Raw genomic sequence first — 16,547 nt, 5'->3', positions numbered from 1 at the left:
GCGCCGAGACGGCGACGCCACCCCAGACTATCGGCTGCGTGCCTGACGCCTCAGCTGCGCGGCCCCTCCGGAAGTGCAGCGATCGTGGCGCCGCTGACCTGAAGGATCCGGGGGGACACTCCCCCCGTGATCGCGAGGAGCGAGTCCCAGCTAGAGACCAACCGCCGCTGTCCGTTCTGGATGTAGTGCACGGTCGGGGAGGTCGCCGTCTTCACGAGCAGTTGCTCGAGCGGAGCCGCTGTCGACCGTCTGAGGAGCCCGCAGGTGCCGGGCTTCAGCTCAGTCCCGGTGAGTCCGGTTCCGGCGGTCGGGGCCACGGGGTGAAGTGCACCGGATGCCCCGAAGTAGGCGACACCCCCACAATTCACCATCATGCCGAGCGGGGCGGGCGCGGTCGCGTACTGCGCGAGCATCGTCTCGCTCGCGTAACCCCAGCCGGTCACCCCGAATTCTGCGGGGGTCGCAAACGCCGCGATCGGGATCTTGCGGTCGAGTCCGTCGATCAGGAAGATCGACCCGTTCGTCTGGGTGCGGACCAGGGTGCCTGGATTGAGGACGGTCTCGCCCTTCGGCAGCATCGCAAGGGGTTCGGGGGAGACGGCCGCGATCGCGGGCACCTTGCCGCCGTTGAGTGCGACAAGAGAGGCGAAGTTGCCGACCGGGTGGAGCTTGCCCGCCTTCGCAATGTGGACCACGGCGTTATTGGTCGCCTTGACGAAGATTGCGCCGTCGATCGTGGTCGCGCTCTTCGCCGCGCTGGCGCAGCTAATGCTCGACAGGTCTGTCACGGGGAGCCCGGCGGCGTCTCCGCTCGTCACCTGGCTCAGGCGACCCGATCCGGCCATGAACAACTGGCCATCGCAGCGCACGACCGAGGCGAGGCCAGTAGGCGCGGTCGGGTACGCGTCAACCACCGCGCTGGGCTCCACCCGGTACCCGTTCGAGCCCACGTCGCTCGCCGAGGCGAATGACGCGATCGGGATCTTGCGGTCCCACCCATCGACGAGGTAGACCTCGGGGCGGTCTGGAGACTTGAGAAGCGACATCGGTGCCGCGTACGAGCGCCCATCGGGGTAGAGCGCGGCGACCTCTGCCCGCATGGAAGCGATATATGCCGGACGCCCCCCCGCGAAGGCGTCGAGCGCCTCGATCGTGCGGAACGAGACCTTCTCGCCGGCCTCCGCCGAAAAGACGGTGGCGGCGGGCACGACCTGGAAATACTTCGTCGTCTCGGCCCCCTCGGGGAACTTTGCGAATTGGGTCGGCGCAAGATTGATGGCGTCAGTGCAGGCGTAGCCGTACAGCGCGACGAGCTCGCAGCTGGGGAACCGGTGCAGCGCGCCGCCCTGCGCGAGCGAGACGGTTCCGGTCGCCGGGTCACGCACGACCTCGCTCGCCGGCTTGCCCTCGGCGAAGCCTTTGAGGTACTCCGGGCTCACGATGCGGTAGCCGCCGAGCGGCGCGAGGGCGGTGTGCACGAGCGCCGTCGGCACGTGGTGCTTCGTCGCCCCCGTCAGGAGGAAGAGGCGCGGATCTGCGGTCGTGCGGACGAAGTCGCTGCCTCCCTGCGTGCTGCCGAACCAGTCGGAGAAGATCCGCCAGAAGTTGCGGTTGCCATACGACGAGCACGAGTCACCCGTGCCGTACATGTTCGCGAGCGCTGCACCGTTCGGGCGGTACGGGGTGTAGTTGTAGAGCCCGGCGGTGGCCTGGTTCTCGAGGTAGACCGAGGACGACCCACATCCGGCGTTCGGGTGCCATTGGATCGTGTTCCATTGCCCGGCGCGGTAGCGGAAGCTCGTCGCGTACGACTGGTAGGACTTGAACTGCCGCGCCGCGTTATACACCTGGTTGAAGAACCCATAGTAGAGCGAGTCGCACGGCGCGGTGTCGGGGCAGCCATAGCCGGTCGCGATCTTGTAGCGGGTCGAAGTCGGGCTCGACGCGGTCACGAGCCCCTGTTCCTTCTCGAGCAGCACGATCATCACCTGCGGGTTGATGCCACATGCCTTGCCGACCCAGTAGATAATCGCGGCCGCCGACATGAGATTCTGCCCCTGCAGGGCGCCGCAGCGGGAATCTGCAGCGCGGGACGAGAACGAATCCTTGTAGTCCTTCAGACAGGTGAACCCGGAGGCGCAGGAGGGGCGTTTCGCAGTCAGGAACGACTGGATCTCCGCGACCGACATGGTGTTCGAGTCGTAGAACGTGGCGTCGCTGATGATGTTGCCCGCGTTGAAATCGCCCCCGACGGCTGCCGATACGGGCGCCGGGCGCTCCGTGAGTCCGAGCAGAGTTCCGACCAGAACGGCGACCAGTGCGACGGCACCGATCCGTCTCGTTGCACGGCCCAGCTTGGTCGTCATCGTCATGATTCCCCTCCCGATCGCGACGGGAGAACGACTCCCCGACGACATTCGATTCCACCCCAGAATCGGGCGACCGCGCAGACCCTCAGTGGGTAAGAACAGACGCCGAAGCCCATTCTAGGCCGGTCACCCCCAGACCGGGCAGCAAACCGGCAACAAAAACTTCAGGCGGGCGGGGCCGATTCGTTCCTGGCGATAAGTCGGCGGTACGCGAAACGCCGCAGGCCGACGGGCACGAGCCTGTATCCACCCCTGACGAGCACGTTGCGGATGGCTTGCGGCCACGACGTGAAGCGCGCTCGCCGGAGAGCCGCCTGGAGCCGAAGCTCGGCGTGCAGCTGCGCCCAGCCGCCCCTCCGCGCGTACGCGCCGTCCCCCACCCGATACATGACGAGCGGATCGGGCAGGTTGTCGACGCGCGCTCCGGCTTGGATCATCCGCGCGAAGAGGTAGTAGTCCTCCATCAGGCCCATGTCGCGGTAGCCGCCGGCCAACCTCACCGCGGAGCGCCGATAGAGCACCGTCGGATGGTTGAACGGGTCGTGAAACCGTGCGTACCTGCTGATCCGCTGCGGACCGACCGGGGGCACCCGGCGCCCGACGATGGTGCCGATCTCGTCGACGAACTCATACATTCCGGTGCCGACCAGGTCGAGGCCGGTGCCGATGAGTTCGAGTTGGCGTGCGAACCTGGTCGGGAGGGAGATGTCGTCGGCGTCCATCCTCGCGATCAGGTCGTGTGCGCACGCGGCGAGCCCCGCCTCGAGCGCGGCGGCGAGGCCCCGGTTCTCTGGCAGCTCGATCAGTTCGACGGGAACCGGGCACGCGCCCACGAGCTCGGCGAGCGCGTCAGCCAACTCCGCGCCGATGGGGCCATCGCGCACGATGACGATCTGGTCGGGGCGCACGGTCTGGTCGTGCACCGAACTCCGGAAGGCCCGGCGAAGGTAGTCGGGCTTGTCTCCGCTGTAGACCGGCAGCAACAGCGAGAACGCCTCAGGCACGGCCGGTGCCGCCCTCGGGGATGCCGGCTTCGAAGCTGCCGATGGCGTCGGTGACGGCGCCGAGCCCGGACAGCACCTCCGCGTTCGAGCGCGGCGGTCGCGAAACGCCGTCTCTCACGCCGCTGCGAAGCCCGCGGAACAGGGTCGCCCGGTCGGATGACTTTCGAATCGTTCTAGTCCAGTTCAGCAGTGTCGCGCCGGCGTAGAGCACGCGTTCGACGCCGCTGAGGGCGGAGGAGAACCGGAGGAGCCAGATCTTGTTTCGCACCTCGAAGTAGAAGCGGGCTCCGGGGTCGACGTCGGTCGACCCGAATGTCTTGGTGCGGTGCTCGACGGTGCTGCCCTGGCAGAGATAGCCGCGGCCGTTGCGGAGAAGGCGCGAGCTGAACTCGAAGTCGTCGTTCCAGAGGAAGTAGTCAGCGATCGGGAGTCCTGCGCGGCAGATGGCGCTCGCGTCGATGAGGATCGACACGAAGGATGCCGAGCGCACCGGGTAGCAGTCGAACGCCCGCGCGCGCTCGACGGAGCGGCGTGTCGCGAAGGGACGAACCCTCGGGGTGTTCATCGGGTGCGGGCGCCCATCGACCCAGCGCACGGCGGAGGCGAGCACGACGGTTTCGTCGGGCGCGTGATCGCGCGCGGAAAGGAGGGCGGCGAGCGCGCCGGGGTCGGGAACGGTGTCATCGTCCATGAGCCAGACTAGGTCTGCGCCCTGGTCGGTGATGGCCTGGACAATACCGACGGTGAACCCGCCTGCCCCTCCGGTGTTTCGCTCGAGGCGCAGGAGCGATACCTCCGGGAATCCGGCTGCAACCGCGTCTCCCGACCCGTCGTCAGAGGCGTTGTCGACGACGACGATCGCATCGGGCAGCCGATCCTGCCTGGTCAGCGCCGACAGGGTCTCGGTGACCAGCTCGCGTCGGTTGTAGGCGACGACGACGGCGACGACACGAGCGCTCACGAGGCCGCTCCCGTGGTGCGACTGGGGTTCATCTGGGATCCGTTCGGCGGCGCGTGGGCTGGTAATGCGTGAATGGCAACAGTGGATCACCCTACCCCGTCGTGGTCGCCGGCCCCGGGAGCCGAGGCCGAGATCACGGGGCCGGGAGCCTCCACAGGGTGGCCTCGCCGCCGTCGTAGGCTGCGCGATCGGCGACGTCGAGCTCCCCGTCGAATTGCTGTTCCCAGCCGTCGCCGCAGGCCGAATCCGTCAGCATCCACCCGATGCCGGCCGCTGCGAGCGTGTCGAGGTCGACTTCTCCCTCGGCGCGATCGGCGAGAAACGACTGGACCGCATCGCGCTCCTGCGGCCACGCCATTCCGAGGTTATAGAACGCCACCGGGGCGCCGCTGTTGAGCTTCACGATTTGCGGATCGACGCACGTGTCCATGCCGACAAGGTCGCCAGAGCCGTCGTCCGCGAGCCGGGCGAGGTCGGAGTGCGCGGCGGACCGCGAGTCCGTGAAGACGAACACCCCGTGGACCTCATCGTCCTGATAGAACCTGATCCAGTCCGTGGCGGACACCGCGGCGGTCAGGGTGACGAGTGCGGCGACGACGACGGTCCCCACCCGCAGGCTACGGGCGGCGCCCGCCCGGTCGGGGGTTCGCGCCCCTGGACCTGCGAGGTCGATGACGGCGGTGACGAACAACGGCAGCAGGCCGACCGCGACGAGGAGGAAGGAGTCGATCCAGAGCCGATAGGGCTCGGCGTTCGGGCCCCAAATGTCGTTCGTGGCCAGGATGAACCAGGTGGTGGCCGCGCCGATCGGATACGCGATCCAGAGCGGGCGGCGGCGGATGACTCCGGCGGCAGCGAGTGCGGCGAGCGGAAGCAGCAGGACGACGGCACCGAGCAGGCCGGGGCCGGGCTCGACGCCGAGGTTCTGGTTGGACGCGACGCGATAGCTGAGGAAGGGGTCGTCGGATGCGATTCCGAGCACCGTGAACACGACCTGGGGCGCGGCAGCGAGCACGGCGATACCGAAGTAGGCGAGCACGAGCGGGCCCGCTCGGACCAGCAGAAGGACCAGCCCGGGAATGGCCGGGAGCAGACCGAATACGAGAGACGGCAACTGCCCGAAGCGCTCGAACACGATCGGGCCGACAATGAACAGGGTCGGGAGGAGCACGATCGAGAGCACGATCGCGACGCGGTTGCGCCAGCGGACGAGCGCCCACGCCGCAGCAACCATCGAGGCGATGTAGACCGCGGCGAGAAATGAGTAGGTCTGCACGTTGGCAAGCGCCCCGATGGCGGCCGCGGCGACGAGCGTCAGCACGATCCGGCGCGCCCGAGGGGTGTCCCTCCCCCACGCCAGCAGCAGCAGCAGGATCGCCATGCCCGCAATCGACAGCGACGCGGCCTCCCCGTTGAGGGTGTGGAGCACGCCGAACGGCCCCCACAGAACCGCGTGCGATCCCATGGAGGTGAACCAGTTCTCGCCGCCGAGGAACGCGAAGGTGCCGAGAACGAAGGGCGCAGGGGCCAGGAGCCCCGTGAGCGGACGGCCCGTCATGATGATAAGCGTGACCGCGAGAGTCACGACGAGCATCACCTGAATGACCAGGCCGCCGACCTGCCACGCGGTGGGCGGGTACAAGTCGAGAACCCTCGCGACCGTGCCGAGAAACAGGTACCAGGCCCGCGGGTAGAAGTTCGATCCGGTCTCGGTGAAGGGTTCGACGGCGGCGTAGTCGCCCATCGACGCGTTGGTCACCATGCTCAGGTAGGACAGCTGGTCGAAAGGGTAGTAGGCCCGGAAGGTCGAGATCGACCACTCGGGGCGGAAGAAGAGCATTCCCGCCTGCGCGAACAGGTGGATGACGGCGGCCGCACCGACGGCCAGCGCGGACAGCGCGATCCGGACGGGCCTGTTGCGCCGGGTGGTGTGTGGGGCCGTTGACATAGGCGTCCAGTGTACGGGGAGCTGCGGGAGCACCGGGCCGGTCCGCGCGGGGCGGCTCAACGCGCGAGCGACCCGGCCTGCATCGCGGCGATGATTGCCTGTGCCGTGACCTGGATTCCCACCGGCAGCGGCATCTGGTCGCGGCGGTCGAGGTCGGTCCAGACCACGGAACGCAGGCGCAGGTCGACGGCCTGGTAGCCCGCGGTGGGCGACATGCCGAGCATCACGTGTGGACGGGACTTGTGAAGCGCAGTGAAGTGCCCCAGCAGTGCGGCGATCGTGACCGCCTGATGGGACGCGAAGATCTTCATGACGGACGCGTCGTCACCGTGGACGAGGCGCTCAAGGGCGTCGACGACGAGAGCGGCGCAATCGTCGGCGTAGATGTAATCACGCACTGTTTCGAGCGGAACGTAGATCGACGCCGGTTGGGGCGAAAAATTGGCCTTCGCGAGCTGGGTGATGAGTCCTTGCGACTTGCCGATCGACTGCCCGGGCCCGTACAGGTTGGCGATCCGGCCGACGAGCACCTTCGTGCCCGTCGTGACCCCGAACCCCGTGACCATGGCTTCGGACCGCAACTTCGCGTGACCATAGGGGGCCAGCGGCCTGGGCTCGGTGTTCTCGGTGAACGGCGGAGCGTCCGCGCCCGCGTAGACGCCCCCGGCCGAGGAGGCGTAGAAGAATGACCCCGGCGGACCCGTATAGCGGGCGATCGCACCCGCGAGGATGTCGAGCACCCGCTGCAACTGGTCGCGCTCCCGCTCGAGCTGCGCCGCGGTGCTCCCGGTCACGGCGACCCCCGCGCACCAGACGACGGCCCAGGTCGACCCTGCGGCGGAGGCAAGCAGCCGCTCAGCGCCGGCGCGGACGGCGCCGTCGAATTCGTCGGCGTCCGGCTCGGACCACGGCAGGGGTTCGATGTCGACGACGACCCAGTCGGCCGCAACGGCCATCCGTTCGGCGACCGCCGCCCCGAGCAGGCCCCTGGCGCCCACCACCCACGCGTGGGTGGTGGTCACGGCGTCCGACGCGCCGGCCTGCCCAGCGGGCCATCCAAGGGGTCGCGCACAATGAGGTACGGTGGCCTGCCCTGCGCCATCCCGACGGCGACCCCGATGTATTCGGCGATGACACCGAGCGAGAACAGCACAGCCCCAGAGCTGACCAGGACCGCGACGATCGTCGACGCCCAGCCCTCCGGTACGTCGTTGCTGGTGAGTCTTCCGATCAGAATGACGATCGCGACGACCGCCGCGAGGATCAGAAAGACCGCGCCGACAGCGCTGACCAGCCGGAGCCCTCGCGTGCCGCTCGAGAGCACCATCTTCCAGAAGTGGGAGAACAGCCGACGCGCCGAGTAGCCGGACTGCCGATCACCCTCGTCGCGGAGGCGGATCGGACAGGTGACGACATTGTGCGCGACCCAGCCGAGGGCAACGTCTAGGTAGACGCCGGAACCGGCATATGCCGCGACGCTTCGCCCGACACCGCCGAGCATGAGCCGGTAGCTTTGGAAGATCTCGGCGTTCGACCCCGAGGCGAGCCGGTTGAGCACCCACTTCGCACCGCTCGAGGCCGTGTTCCGCAGGTAGCCGTGGGAGGGCTTGTTCGTCGGGGCCGCGTAGACCACCGAGGCGTGCCGGTCCATCGCCACGTCGAGCATCGACGCGATATCCTGAGGGTCGTGCTGGCCGTCCTCGTCGAGGGTGACGATCCAGTCGCCCCCGGAGGAGGCCATACCGGCGAGGGTGGCGGCGTGCTGCCCATAATTCTTGCTGAGCCAGACCAAGCGGACAAAGTCGTACTCGCCGGCGATGTCCCGCATGACCGCCGCCGAGTTGTCCCGGCCGTTGTCGAAAACCAGCAGTACTTCACTCACCACGAAGCTGTGGCCGGACTTGCTGAAGGACGGCCGAGTGAGGGGCTCGATCTCGGCCAGGAGCGACGGCAGCGTGCGCTCTCCCTGGTACACGGGCACGACGATCGAGATGCTGTGGTCTGCGACCGGCGCATCACCCACTTGCGAACTCACAATCGCCGACTTTACCACGGGCGGCGCTGTCGTCCCCGGGTGCTGAGTCGACATCACGCGACCTTGGCTTTCGACTTCGACATGCGCCTGCCGAGGTAGAGGTAGGTGAGTCGGCGGGCGAGGGCCATCGCCCGCGCCGTGAGGTTGCCGACGACCACGTCTGCGCGGCTGACAATGTGGGGGTGCGTCTCGTGCATCCACTGGTGGAAGGCGGAGGCGGCCTGGTGCTGGCTCCCCGCCAGCCGAACGCTCCATTGGCTGTCGGACACTCGAAATCCGGCGAGCGCCCCGGAGCCAACGCCGATGACGTCTCCGCGGAGCAGCACTCGGGCGTAGGTGGTCTCGTCGATGAGATAGGGCCACCGGTCGTCCCACCAGCCGATCGCCTCAAGATCGCGCCGGCGCAAGAGCACACAACCCGGTTCACCGAAGATGTTGGTTCCCGCGCGCACGGTCTTGCGCACGGCGAGCCCCCCGTCGCTCACCCCGGACAGCCCGGCGAGCCCCCTGGCCCGGATGATCGGTGCACTGTTCGCGTCGACGATGTCGCGCTTCGAGGCGGCGAGGACCGCGGTCGGAGCGGCGTCGAGCGCGGCAACCTGCTGGGCGAGGATCTCCGGATAGAGCAAGTCGTCACCGCAGACGAGCTTGATGTACTCGCCCGTCGCCTCTTGGCTCACCCGGTTCCAATTGCGAAGTGCGCCGCCCCCAGCCTCCGTCTTGAGCAGACGGAACCGGGGGTCGCCGGCGAAGCCCTGCATGACCTCCCAGGTTGCGTCGGTCGACGAGTGGTCGGAGATGATCACCTCGAAGTCCTGGAAGGTCTGGGCGAGCACCGACCCGACCGTCTCGGCGAGGTAGTCGGCGTTGTTGTACGCGGGAATGACGATCGAAACCTTCGGAGTCACGGGATCTGCCTCCTCAGGCGACGGGGTCGGGAGTGCTGCCGGCGTGTCCGGCAGCGGTGCCTTGCGGCGGAACGAGAAGTCGCGGTGCCCGAAGAAGCTGATCATCGCGGTGACGAACACGATGAGCGCTTGCGCGGTGATCGGGGGCAGCCCCGCGAGCTCGACGAGGATCGGGAGGAGCACGAAATTGACGCCGAGCGAGGTGAGGTAGACCAGTTCGAAGCGCGCGAGGTCTCCGAAGAAGTTTCCGCGCACCTTGAAAACGAAGGTCCGATAGAGGAAGAAAGCGCAGATGACGCTGAACACATGGGCGAAGATGAGGGTCACGAGATAGCCGTAGAGCACGCCGATGGTGAGCTCGAAGAGCACGAAGAAGCCGAAGCCGATTGCCGTGTTTGCGGCGCCGACCATGAGGAACGCCACCTTCTGGTTCCTGATGAGGCGGAACAGGGGGCCGGGCGCGCCGCTCATGCCCGCTGGCGGCTGGGTAGACTCTGCCTCCACCTCAGGCACGCATCCGATTCACGGCGTCTTTCGAGCCGCCGTCGAAGGCCACCGTGCCGCCGGAGATGAGGATGCCGCGTTCGCACAGCCCGGAGACCATGTCGAGGTCGTGGCTGACGACGACGAGCGTCTTCCCGGCGAGGTGGAGCTCGCGTATCTTCGCGAGGCACTTGCGCTGGAACGGCTCGTCCCCGACGGACAGAATCTCGTCGATGAGCAGGATGTCGACCTCGGTGTGGATCGCGACGGAGAAGGCGAGCCTCAGGAACATTCCCGACGAGTAGTGCTTCACCTCGGTGTCGATGAACTTCTCGATCTCGGAGAACTCGACGATCTCGGCGAATCGCGCCTGGGTCTCCTTCGCCGTCATCCCGAGGATCGCGGCATTGAGGTAAATGTTCTCGCGGCCGGACAGGTCCGGGTGGAACCCGGCCCCCACCTCGATGAGCCCCGCGACGCGGCCCCGCGTGAGAACCTCTCCGGAATCGGGCTGGAGCACGCCCGCGATGAGCTTCAGGAGCGTCGACTTTCCCGATCCGTTGAATCCGAGCAGTGCGACCGATTCGCCCTCGGCTATCTCGAAGCTCACATTCTCGAGCGCATTGAACGAGGTAGCGAGCGGCTTGCGCCGAACGGTCGCGATGAACGTCTCCTTGAGGGAGTGCGTGTGGCGGAGCAGGAAGCGCTTGCTGACGTTCTCGACGATCACCCGTCGCGTCTCCTGGACGCGATTAGAGGTCTTGGGCAAAACGACCCTCCAGCCTTCTGAACACGAGCTGGCCCAGTACGAGCGTGAGCAGCGCCGTGCCGAGTGCGATGGCCCCGTAGAGGAAGAGGTCGTCGGGGACGGACCCGTCGCCGCCCGTTGTGGGATACCAGAACCCCGCGTGGAACAGTTCCACGGCGGAGGTGATCGGGTTCAGCCGGTAGAGGACGAGGAGCCACTCGGGGAGCACCTGTTGCACCTGCGTGAACGGGTAGAGCACCGGCGACGCCCAGACGACGACCATGACGATGAGGTCGACGAGGTTCTGGGAGTCGCGAAACGAGACGTTCGCGGCTCCGAACAGCATCCCGAGCCCGATCGCGAGGATGACGACGATGGCGATGCCGAGGAGGATCCCCAGCACCTGGAGAGGAACGGGGGCCCAGCCGACCACAAGGCACACGGCGAAGAGAATGACGACCTGGGGCAGGAAGTTCACGAGCGCGACGATCGTGGATGCCACCGGGAACAGCTCCCTCGGCAGGTAGATCTTCTTGATCAGGGCCCCGTTGTCGACGAGCGATCTGGTCGAGTTCGAGAAGGCCTCGACGTAGAGGTTGATGAGGATGATGCCCGAGAACAGGTAGATCGGGTAGTTGACCTGCGACTGGTTGAGCTGGAGGAAGATGCCGAGGGCCACGAAGAACACGGCGAACTGCGCGGCGGGTTTGACGTACGACCACGCCCAGCCGAGAACTGAGCCTCGATAGCGGACCTGCACCTCTTTACGCACGAGCAGCGAGAGCAGGTACCGGCGCTCGACAACATCCGCGAGCCCGCCGCCCTTTCCCGGGCGCACGAACGCACCAACACTCCGTGCAGACATTTCCGACAAGACGTGATCCTTTGCATTCGGGAGTAGACCGGGATGTAAGGGCGGCAGCCTCTGCTTCACACGGCGATCCCAGACGAGCTTAGCCGTGCGCTCGGCGGTCGGGTCGGCGCGGCGGAGCGCCGAGACGGCCCGCGCAGACTGTTCCGGTACTCTAACGGTTGCGGAATAGCGAGGCGTCCGCACCGAAGCAGAGGGTAGTGAATGGTAAACGCCGATGTTGTGATCGTTGGATCCGGCTTCTTTGGACTGACGGTGGCGGAGCGGATCGTCAACGAACTCGGTCTGCGGGTCATCGTCATCGACCGTCGATCGCACATCGGCGGCAACGCCTACAGCGAGGTCGAGCCGACGACGGGCATCGAGATCCACAAGTACGGCGCCCACCTCTTCCACACCTCCAACGAGAAGGTCTGGGAGTACGCGAACCGCTTCACCGAGTTCACCTCCTACGAGCACCGCGTCTACACGAACCACAACGGCGAGGTCTACCCGCTCCCCATCAACCTCGGTACGATCAACCAGTTCTTCCGGTCGGCCATGTCGCCGCAGGAAGCGCGGGCGCGCATCGCCGAGTTGGCGAGCGAATTCGGCGTCGACGATGCGACGAACCTGGAGGAGCGGGCTATCGCCCTCATCGGACGGCCGCTCTACGAGGCGTTCATCCGTGACTACACAGCCAAGCAGTGGCAGACTTCGCCGACCGAGCTCCCGGCCTCGGTCATCAGCCGCCTTCCCGTGCGCTACACCTACGACAACCGATACTTCAGCGACACCCACGAGGGGCTTCCGAAGGACGGCTACACCGCCTGGCTCGAGAAGATGGCCGACCACCCGAACATCGAAGTTCGGCTCGGGGTCGACTTCTTCGACGAGAGCCAGGAGATCAACAAGGCGGCCCTGCTGGGCACCGTGCCGATCGTCTACACCGGGCCGCTCGACCGCTACTTCGACTTCGTCCAGGGCGAGCTCGGCTGGCGCACCCTCGACTTCGAGCAGGAGGTTCTCCCCGTCGGCGACTTCCAAGGCACGTCGGTCATGAACTACGCCGACGAGAGCGCCGACTTCACCCGCATCCACGAATTCCGGCACTTCCACCCCGAGCGCGACTACCCGAGCGACAAGACGGTCATCATGCGGGAGTTCTCCCGCTTCGCGACGAAGGACGACGAGCCGTACTACCCCGTCAACACCGCCGCCGACCGGGAGATGCTGCTCGCCTACCGCGCCCTCCAGGGTGCCGAGACCGACGTGTTCTTCGGCGGCCGGCTCGGCACCTACCAGTACCTCGACATGCACATGGCAATCGGGGCGGCCCTGACGATGTATGAGAACAAGCTGAAGCCGCGCCTGACCGCCACTGCTGCAGGGAACCCGTGATCGGACAGATTCTCGGACGGCCGGTCTTCTTCGAGCTGGCCGGCGACGGCCACCTCCCCGACTGGCTGATGGAGCTGAGCGAACGCAACCGCCTTCTCCTGCTCGGCGCCGCCAACTTCCACGCGCTGGAGAACCAGGGCGCGCCACTCGCCCTCGAGGTGTACGTCGCGAGCCCCTCCGCGCCGCCGCACTTCACCGACCTCGGCACGAGGACCGGTGACCTCGACGAAAGCGCTGTACTGGTCGGATCGCTCGAGATCCGCAGCATCGCCGACGGCGAGCGCTCGCTGCCCCCCCTCGACGGGTCGACCGGGTCGCCGTTCATCGAGTCCGGCGTGCGCCACATCCAACTCGCGGGCGACACGGGCGGCTCGCTCGAGATCGACCGGCACATTTCGCCCTACTGGCGGCTTCGCCGCGACCTCGAGCAGTCGTTCCCCAACTACTACGACTCGCTCCGCCAGCTCGTGTTGAGCCGGCGCGAACGGAGCCTGCAAAGCCACGTCATCGCCAGGGTCGACCGCGTGCCCGGGGACGAGCCGATCGTGCCGGCCGGGCCGGCGGCGGAGGATGCCCGTGGTGCGGCCATCTTCGGCTTGCACTGGCTCGAGATCGGCGGCGCCGAGCGCTGGGCCATCCAGACCGTCACAATCGCCGCCCAGGCGGGGTTGCTGCCCATCGTCATCACCGATCGTGAGTCACAGCACGACTGGGTCACCCGGCCGGAACTCGACGGCGCCATCGTGCTGCCGCTGACCCACCCGACCGGTGACGGCGACGGCTCGCAGAACCTCCTGCGGGCGATCCTGGAGAACGTCGACGTCCGCGGTGTCTACCTGCACCATTGCCAGTGGCTCTACGACCGCCTCCCGTGGATCAAGCACTGTCGCCCCGACGTCGCCGTCGTCGACTCGCTCCACATCATCGAGTACGCCGGCGGCGGCTACCCCGCGATCGGCGCCCACTTCGACAACTACATCGACACCCACCACGTCATCTCCCCGCAGCTCGCGACCTGGCTCCACGACGTGCAGCGGGTCGATGAATCCAAGATCGTGCTCGCGCCGCTCGTCGAGCTCACGAGCGACCAGTCCGGCGGGGCCTACGCGCCCCGCGCATCCGCCGACGCGTTCACGATCTCATTCATCGGCCGGTTCGTGCGGCAGAAGCGGCCCTATCTCTTCCTCCGCCTCGTCAAGGAGCTTGCGGCGTCGAGCCCTGTGCCGATCAGGGCGATCATGCAGGGCGGCGGCGAGTTGGATTCGGTCGTCACGAGGCTGATCGACCGCTTCGACCTCGGCTCGGTCGTCGAGCTGCGGGCGCACGACAGCGACGTCGACAGCACGCTGGACGACTCCGACGTGCTCGTGGTGAGCTCCCAGAACGAGGGGCTCACCCTCACCACGCTCGAAGCGATTGCCCGCGGAATCCCGGTTCTCTCCACCGACGTCGGCTCGCAGAACACCCTGATCGGCGGCGAGAGCCTCGTGCCGCGCGCACCGGGCCCGTTCATCGAGCAGGCGGCGGCCACCATCATCCGATTCGCCGTGGACGACGATCGGCGGCGCGATGCCTGGACAGAACAGATGACCAGGGCACGACAATTCTCCGACTTGCCTCAGGCGAGCGAATGGGCACAGGGGGTCCTCAAATCATGGACAAAGTAGCTGCGGTCGTTGTGACCTTCAACCGGCTCGAGAAGCTCAAGACCGTGCTTGCCGCGATCGAGGCGCAGACGACGCCGCCAACCTGGATCGTCGTGGTGGACAACGCGTCGACCGATGGCACAGGCGAGTACCTCCGCACCCGCGAGTCGACGCTGACTCTCGATGTGGTGGGCCTGGCGACGAACACCGGCGGCGCCGGAGGCTTCTCGACCGGGATGGAGCGCGGCCACGATCTCGGCGCCGACTTCGTGTGGATCATGGACGACGACTGCTATGCGGCACCCACCACGCTCGCTCTCCTCCAGAGCGGGTTCGCGGATGCCGTGGCCGAACTCGGACCGGATGTGCCCTTTTCCTGCTCCGTCGTGAAGTTCATCGACGGGAACATCTGCGAGATGAACAACCCGGCGCCGACCTGGGACTGGGGCCGACTGCTCGTCAAGGGGCAGAACAGCGTCATGGTCAAGTCGTGCTCCTTCGTGTCGGTGCTCATCCCGCGCTGGGCGCTCGAGAAGCACGGGCTGCCGTACTCGGAGTACTTCATCTGGTTCGACGACCACGAGTACACCCTGCGGCTCACGCGGACCTGCCCGGGCGTGCAGGTGCTGGACAGCCTCGTCGTGCACGACATGGGCGTCAACCAGGGTGTCAACTTCGCCGGCATCGATGCCGGCAACGCGTGGAAATTCGCGTACGGCGTGCGGAACGAGGCGTCCTACCGGCGCCATCACGAGGGGCTCGCCGCGTTCGCGCTGTTCGCTGCGCGAGTGCTCATCATGATGCGCCGCGGGCGCGTGCGGCGGTCGCTGCGCTGGACGATGACCAAGAAGCTCGTCGAGGGGTTCCGCTTCAATCCGAAGGTGCGCTACCCGGCCGGCGTGGCGGTCGGGGCGGGGAGCCGGGCGTGAGCGGAGGCGGGGCGCCCAACGCGGTGGCCGCGCCACGGAAGGTGCGCCAGGTCCACGCCCTCACAGGCGTCAGGATAATCGCTGCGCTCTGGGTCGTGCTGTTCCACCTGCGCGGCAACCTTGCCGCCGAGTTCCCCGAGCTCACGCGAGTCATCGGCCCGGTTATCAACCACGGCGAGCTCGGCGTCGACTTGTTCTTCGCACTCAGCGGCTACGTGCTCGCGCTCAACTACGGCAGCCGGATGGGTCTCCGGCTCGACCGGAGGGCGACGGTGCGGTTCTGGTGGGCGCGCATCGCCCGGGTCTGGCCCGCCTACATGTTCATGCTCATCTTCGTCACCATCTGGCGCGGCGTGCTGCTCGCGCGTGACGTGTCCGACCCCGTCGCCGTGCGCGACTACGGAGTGACGAGCTTCATCAGGCAGGCGCTCCTCGTCGTGCAGTGGACCGAGTCGGACTCCGACCGCCTGGCCTGGAACGGCCCCGCCTGGTCCGTGTCCGCCGAGGCGCTCGCCTACCTGCTCTTCCCTGTCATCATTCTCGCCGTCTTCCGGTTCAACCGGGTTTTCTCCACCCGCAGTCTCGTCATCGCCGGGCTGCTCGCCCTCTTCCCCGTCGTGTTCTTCTCCTACGTTCTCGGCCTCTACGCGCCGTGGATGTGGGCGCTGCGGATCCTGTGCGCGTTTATTGCGGGGGCGCTCGCGTTCTACGTGGTCGATCGTTTTCCCGACACCGCGAGGAGCCGTGGTCTCGCGAGCCATATCGCGCTCGTCGCCATTGTCGGCGTCATCGTCGGCTGTTTCGTGCTCGACCTCACCGGACGCACCCGCTACATCGGCGTGCTCATCCCGATTCTCGTGGTCACGGTCGGCGCTCTCGGCATCGCCGATCGCCACGTCGCGAGACTCCTCGGGACTCGCATCATGGTCACCGGGGGCATGGCTTCCTACAGCGTCTACCTCGTGCACATGCCGCTCATCGAGATCTTCTGGTTCGCACAGAACCATTGGCCGAACGCGCTCGGACAGGGGTCCGTGGGGTCGAAGATCGGATTCATCCTGTTGCCGTTCGTGGTTGTCGCGGGCGGGTACCTGCTCTGGCGGTTCGTCGAGGAGCCCTCCCGGCGCAAACTCCGGTCGATGTCAGTGCAGAACATCCCGGAACGCGCCGTCGATGATCCGCCGCTTCACCACGACTCTCCGGCGGGCACCGACGTCCCGGTGGCGGCGACGCCGCCCGGTGCGGACAAGGCCGCGAGCTGAACG

At 67.0% G+C, this 16,547-nt stretch carries 13 protein-coding genes; 4 read left to right on the top strand and 9 right to left on the bottom strand.

What is annotated here, in order from left to right; translation table 11 throughout:
- Positions 1-50: 50 nt before the first annotated feature.
- The 9 genes from ABIB15_RS11860 to ABIB15_RS11820 form a co-directional block, all read right to left on the bottom strand.
- A complete protein-coding gene (locus ABIB15_RS11860) occupies positions 51-2,372 on the bottom strand; it encodes a LasA N-terminal domain-containing protein (RefSeq protein WP_354478722.1) in 2,322 nt (773 codons plus the stop codon).
- 161 nt (positions 2,373-2,533) lie between these two features.
- Positions 2,534-3,373, bottom strand: a complete 840-nt coding sequence (locus ABIB15_RS11855) for a glycosyltransferase (RefSeq protein WP_354478720.1) — start codon at positions 3,371-3,373, stop codon at positions 2,534-2,536.
- The gene (locus ABIB15_RS11850; RefSeq protein ID WP_354478717.1) at positions 3,366-4,334 is read right to left on the bottom strand and encodes a glycosyltransferase; all 969 of its coding nucleotides are present in this window, start codon (positions 4,332-4,334) and stop codon (positions 3,366-3,368) included. Before ABIB15_RS11850 ends, ABIB15_RS11855 begins: the two co-directional genes overlap by 8 nt.
- A gap of 133 nt (positions 4,335-4,467) precedes the next feature.
- The gene (locus ABIB15_RS11845) at positions 4,468-6,282 is read right to left on the bottom strand and encodes a hypothetical protein (protein ID WP_354478714.1); all 1,815 of its coding nucleotides are present in this window, start codon (positions 6,280-6,282) and stop codon (positions 4,468-4,470) included.
- A gap of 56 nt (positions 6,283-6,338) precedes the next feature.
- A complete protein-coding gene (locus ABIB15_RS11840) occupies positions 6,339-7,304 on the bottom strand; it encodes an NAD-dependent epimerase/dehydratase family protein (protein WP_354478711.1) in 966 nt (321 codons plus the stop codon).
- Positions 7,301-8,317: a glycosyltransferase gene (locus ABIB15_RS11835; RefSeq protein ID WP_354478708.1), complete on the bottom strand. Its 1,017-nt coding sequence runs from the start codon at positions 8,315-8,317 to the stop codon at positions 7,301-7,303. Before ABIB15_RS11835 ends, ABIB15_RS11840 begins: the two co-directional genes overlap by 4 nt.
- Before the next feature lie 53 nt (positions 8,318-8,370).
- Entirely contained in the window at positions 8,371-9,696 is a 1,326-nt protein-coding gene (locus tag ABIB15_RS11830; RefSeq protein ID WP_354478705.1) for a glycosyltransferase, read from the bottom strand.
- Positions 9,697-9,730: 34 nt separating this feature from the next.
- Positions 9,731-10,438, bottom strand: a complete 708-nt coding sequence (locus ABIB15_RS11825) for an ABC transporter ATP-binding protein (protein ID WP_354478702.1) — start codon at positions 10,436-10,438, stop codon at positions 9,731-9,733.
- A gap of 22 nt (positions 10,439-10,460) precedes the next feature.
- On the bottom strand, positions 10,461-11,321 hold the full coding sequence (locus ABIB15_RS11820; RefSeq protein WP_354478776.1) for an ABC transporter permease: 861 nt from the start codon (positions 11,319-11,321) through the stop codon (positions 10,461-10,463).
- 210 nt (positions 11,322-11,531) lie between these two features.
- Here ABIB15_RS11820 and glf point away from each other — a divergent pair, with 210 nt between their 5' ends.
- From glf to ABIB15_RS11800, 4 genes are read left to right on the top strand one after another with little or no spacing between them, the layout of a single operon-like run.
- Positions 11,532-12,707, top strand: a complete 1,176-nt coding sequence (gene glf / locus ABIB15_RS11815) for a UDP-galactopyranose mutase (protein ID WP_354478699.1) — start codon at positions 11,532-11,534, stop codon at positions 12,705-12,707.
- Positions 12,704-14,374: a glycosyltransferase gene (locus ABIB15_RS11810; protein ID WP_354478696.1), complete on the top strand. Its 1,671-nt coding sequence runs from the start codon at positions 12,704-12,706 to the stop codon at positions 14,372-14,374. The genes glf and ABIB15_RS11810 overlap by 4 nt, the downstream gene beginning before the upstream one ends.
- Positions 14,362-15,282 carry a glycosyltransferase family 2 protein gene (locus ABIB15_RS11805; RefSeq protein WP_354478694.1) on the top strand — a complete coding sequence of 307 codons (921 nt, stop codon included), beginning with the start codon at positions 14,362-14,364 and terminating at the stop codon, positions 15,280-15,282. The genes ABIB15_RS11810 and ABIB15_RS11805 overlap by 13 nt, the downstream gene beginning before the upstream one ends.
- Positions 15,279-16,544, top strand: coding sequence for an acyltransferase family protein (locus ABIB15_RS11800; protein WP_354478691.1), 1,266 nt, complete (start codon positions 15,279-15,281; stop codon positions 16,542-16,544). The genes ABIB15_RS11805 and ABIB15_RS11800 overlap by 4 nt, the downstream gene beginning before the upstream one ends.
- Positions 16,545-16,547: the final 3 nt, after the last annotated feature.

The organism is Marisediminicola sp. UYEF4 (genome assembly GCF_040546025.1).
Classification (GTDB): Bacteria; Actinomycetota; Actinomycetes; order Actinomycetales; family Microbacteriaceae; genus Marisediminicola.
This window is presented reverse-complemented; position numbering and strand designations above follow the sequence as displayed.

Excerpts from the sequence above, each read along its gene's own strand:
- ABIB15_RS11860 (WP_354478722.1), bottom strand. The coding sequence starts at position 2,372 with ATGACGATGACGACCAAGCTGGGCCGTGCAACGAGACGGATCGGTGCC.
- ABIB15_RS11845 (WP_354478714.1), bottom strand. The coding sequence starts at position 6,282 with ATGTCAACGGCCCCACACACCACCCGGCGCAACAGGCCCGTCCGGATC.
- ABIB15_RS11830 (WP_354478705.1), bottom strand. The coding sequence starts at position 9,696 with ATGAGCGGCGCGCCCGGCCCCCTGTTCCGCCTCATCAGGAACCAGAAG.
- ABIB15_RS11820 (WP_354478776.1), bottom strand. The coding sequence starts at position 11,321 with ATGTCTGCACGGAGTGTTGGTGCGTTCGTGCGCCCGGGAAAGGGCGGC.
- glf (WP_354478699.1), top strand. The coding sequence starts at position 11,532 with ATGGTAAACGCCGATGTTGTGATCGTTGGATCCGGCTTCTTTGGACTG.
- ABIB15_RS11805 (WP_354478694.1), top strand. The coding sequence starts at position 14,362 with ATGGACAAAGTAGCTGCGGTCGTTGTGACCTTCAACCGGCTCGAGAAG.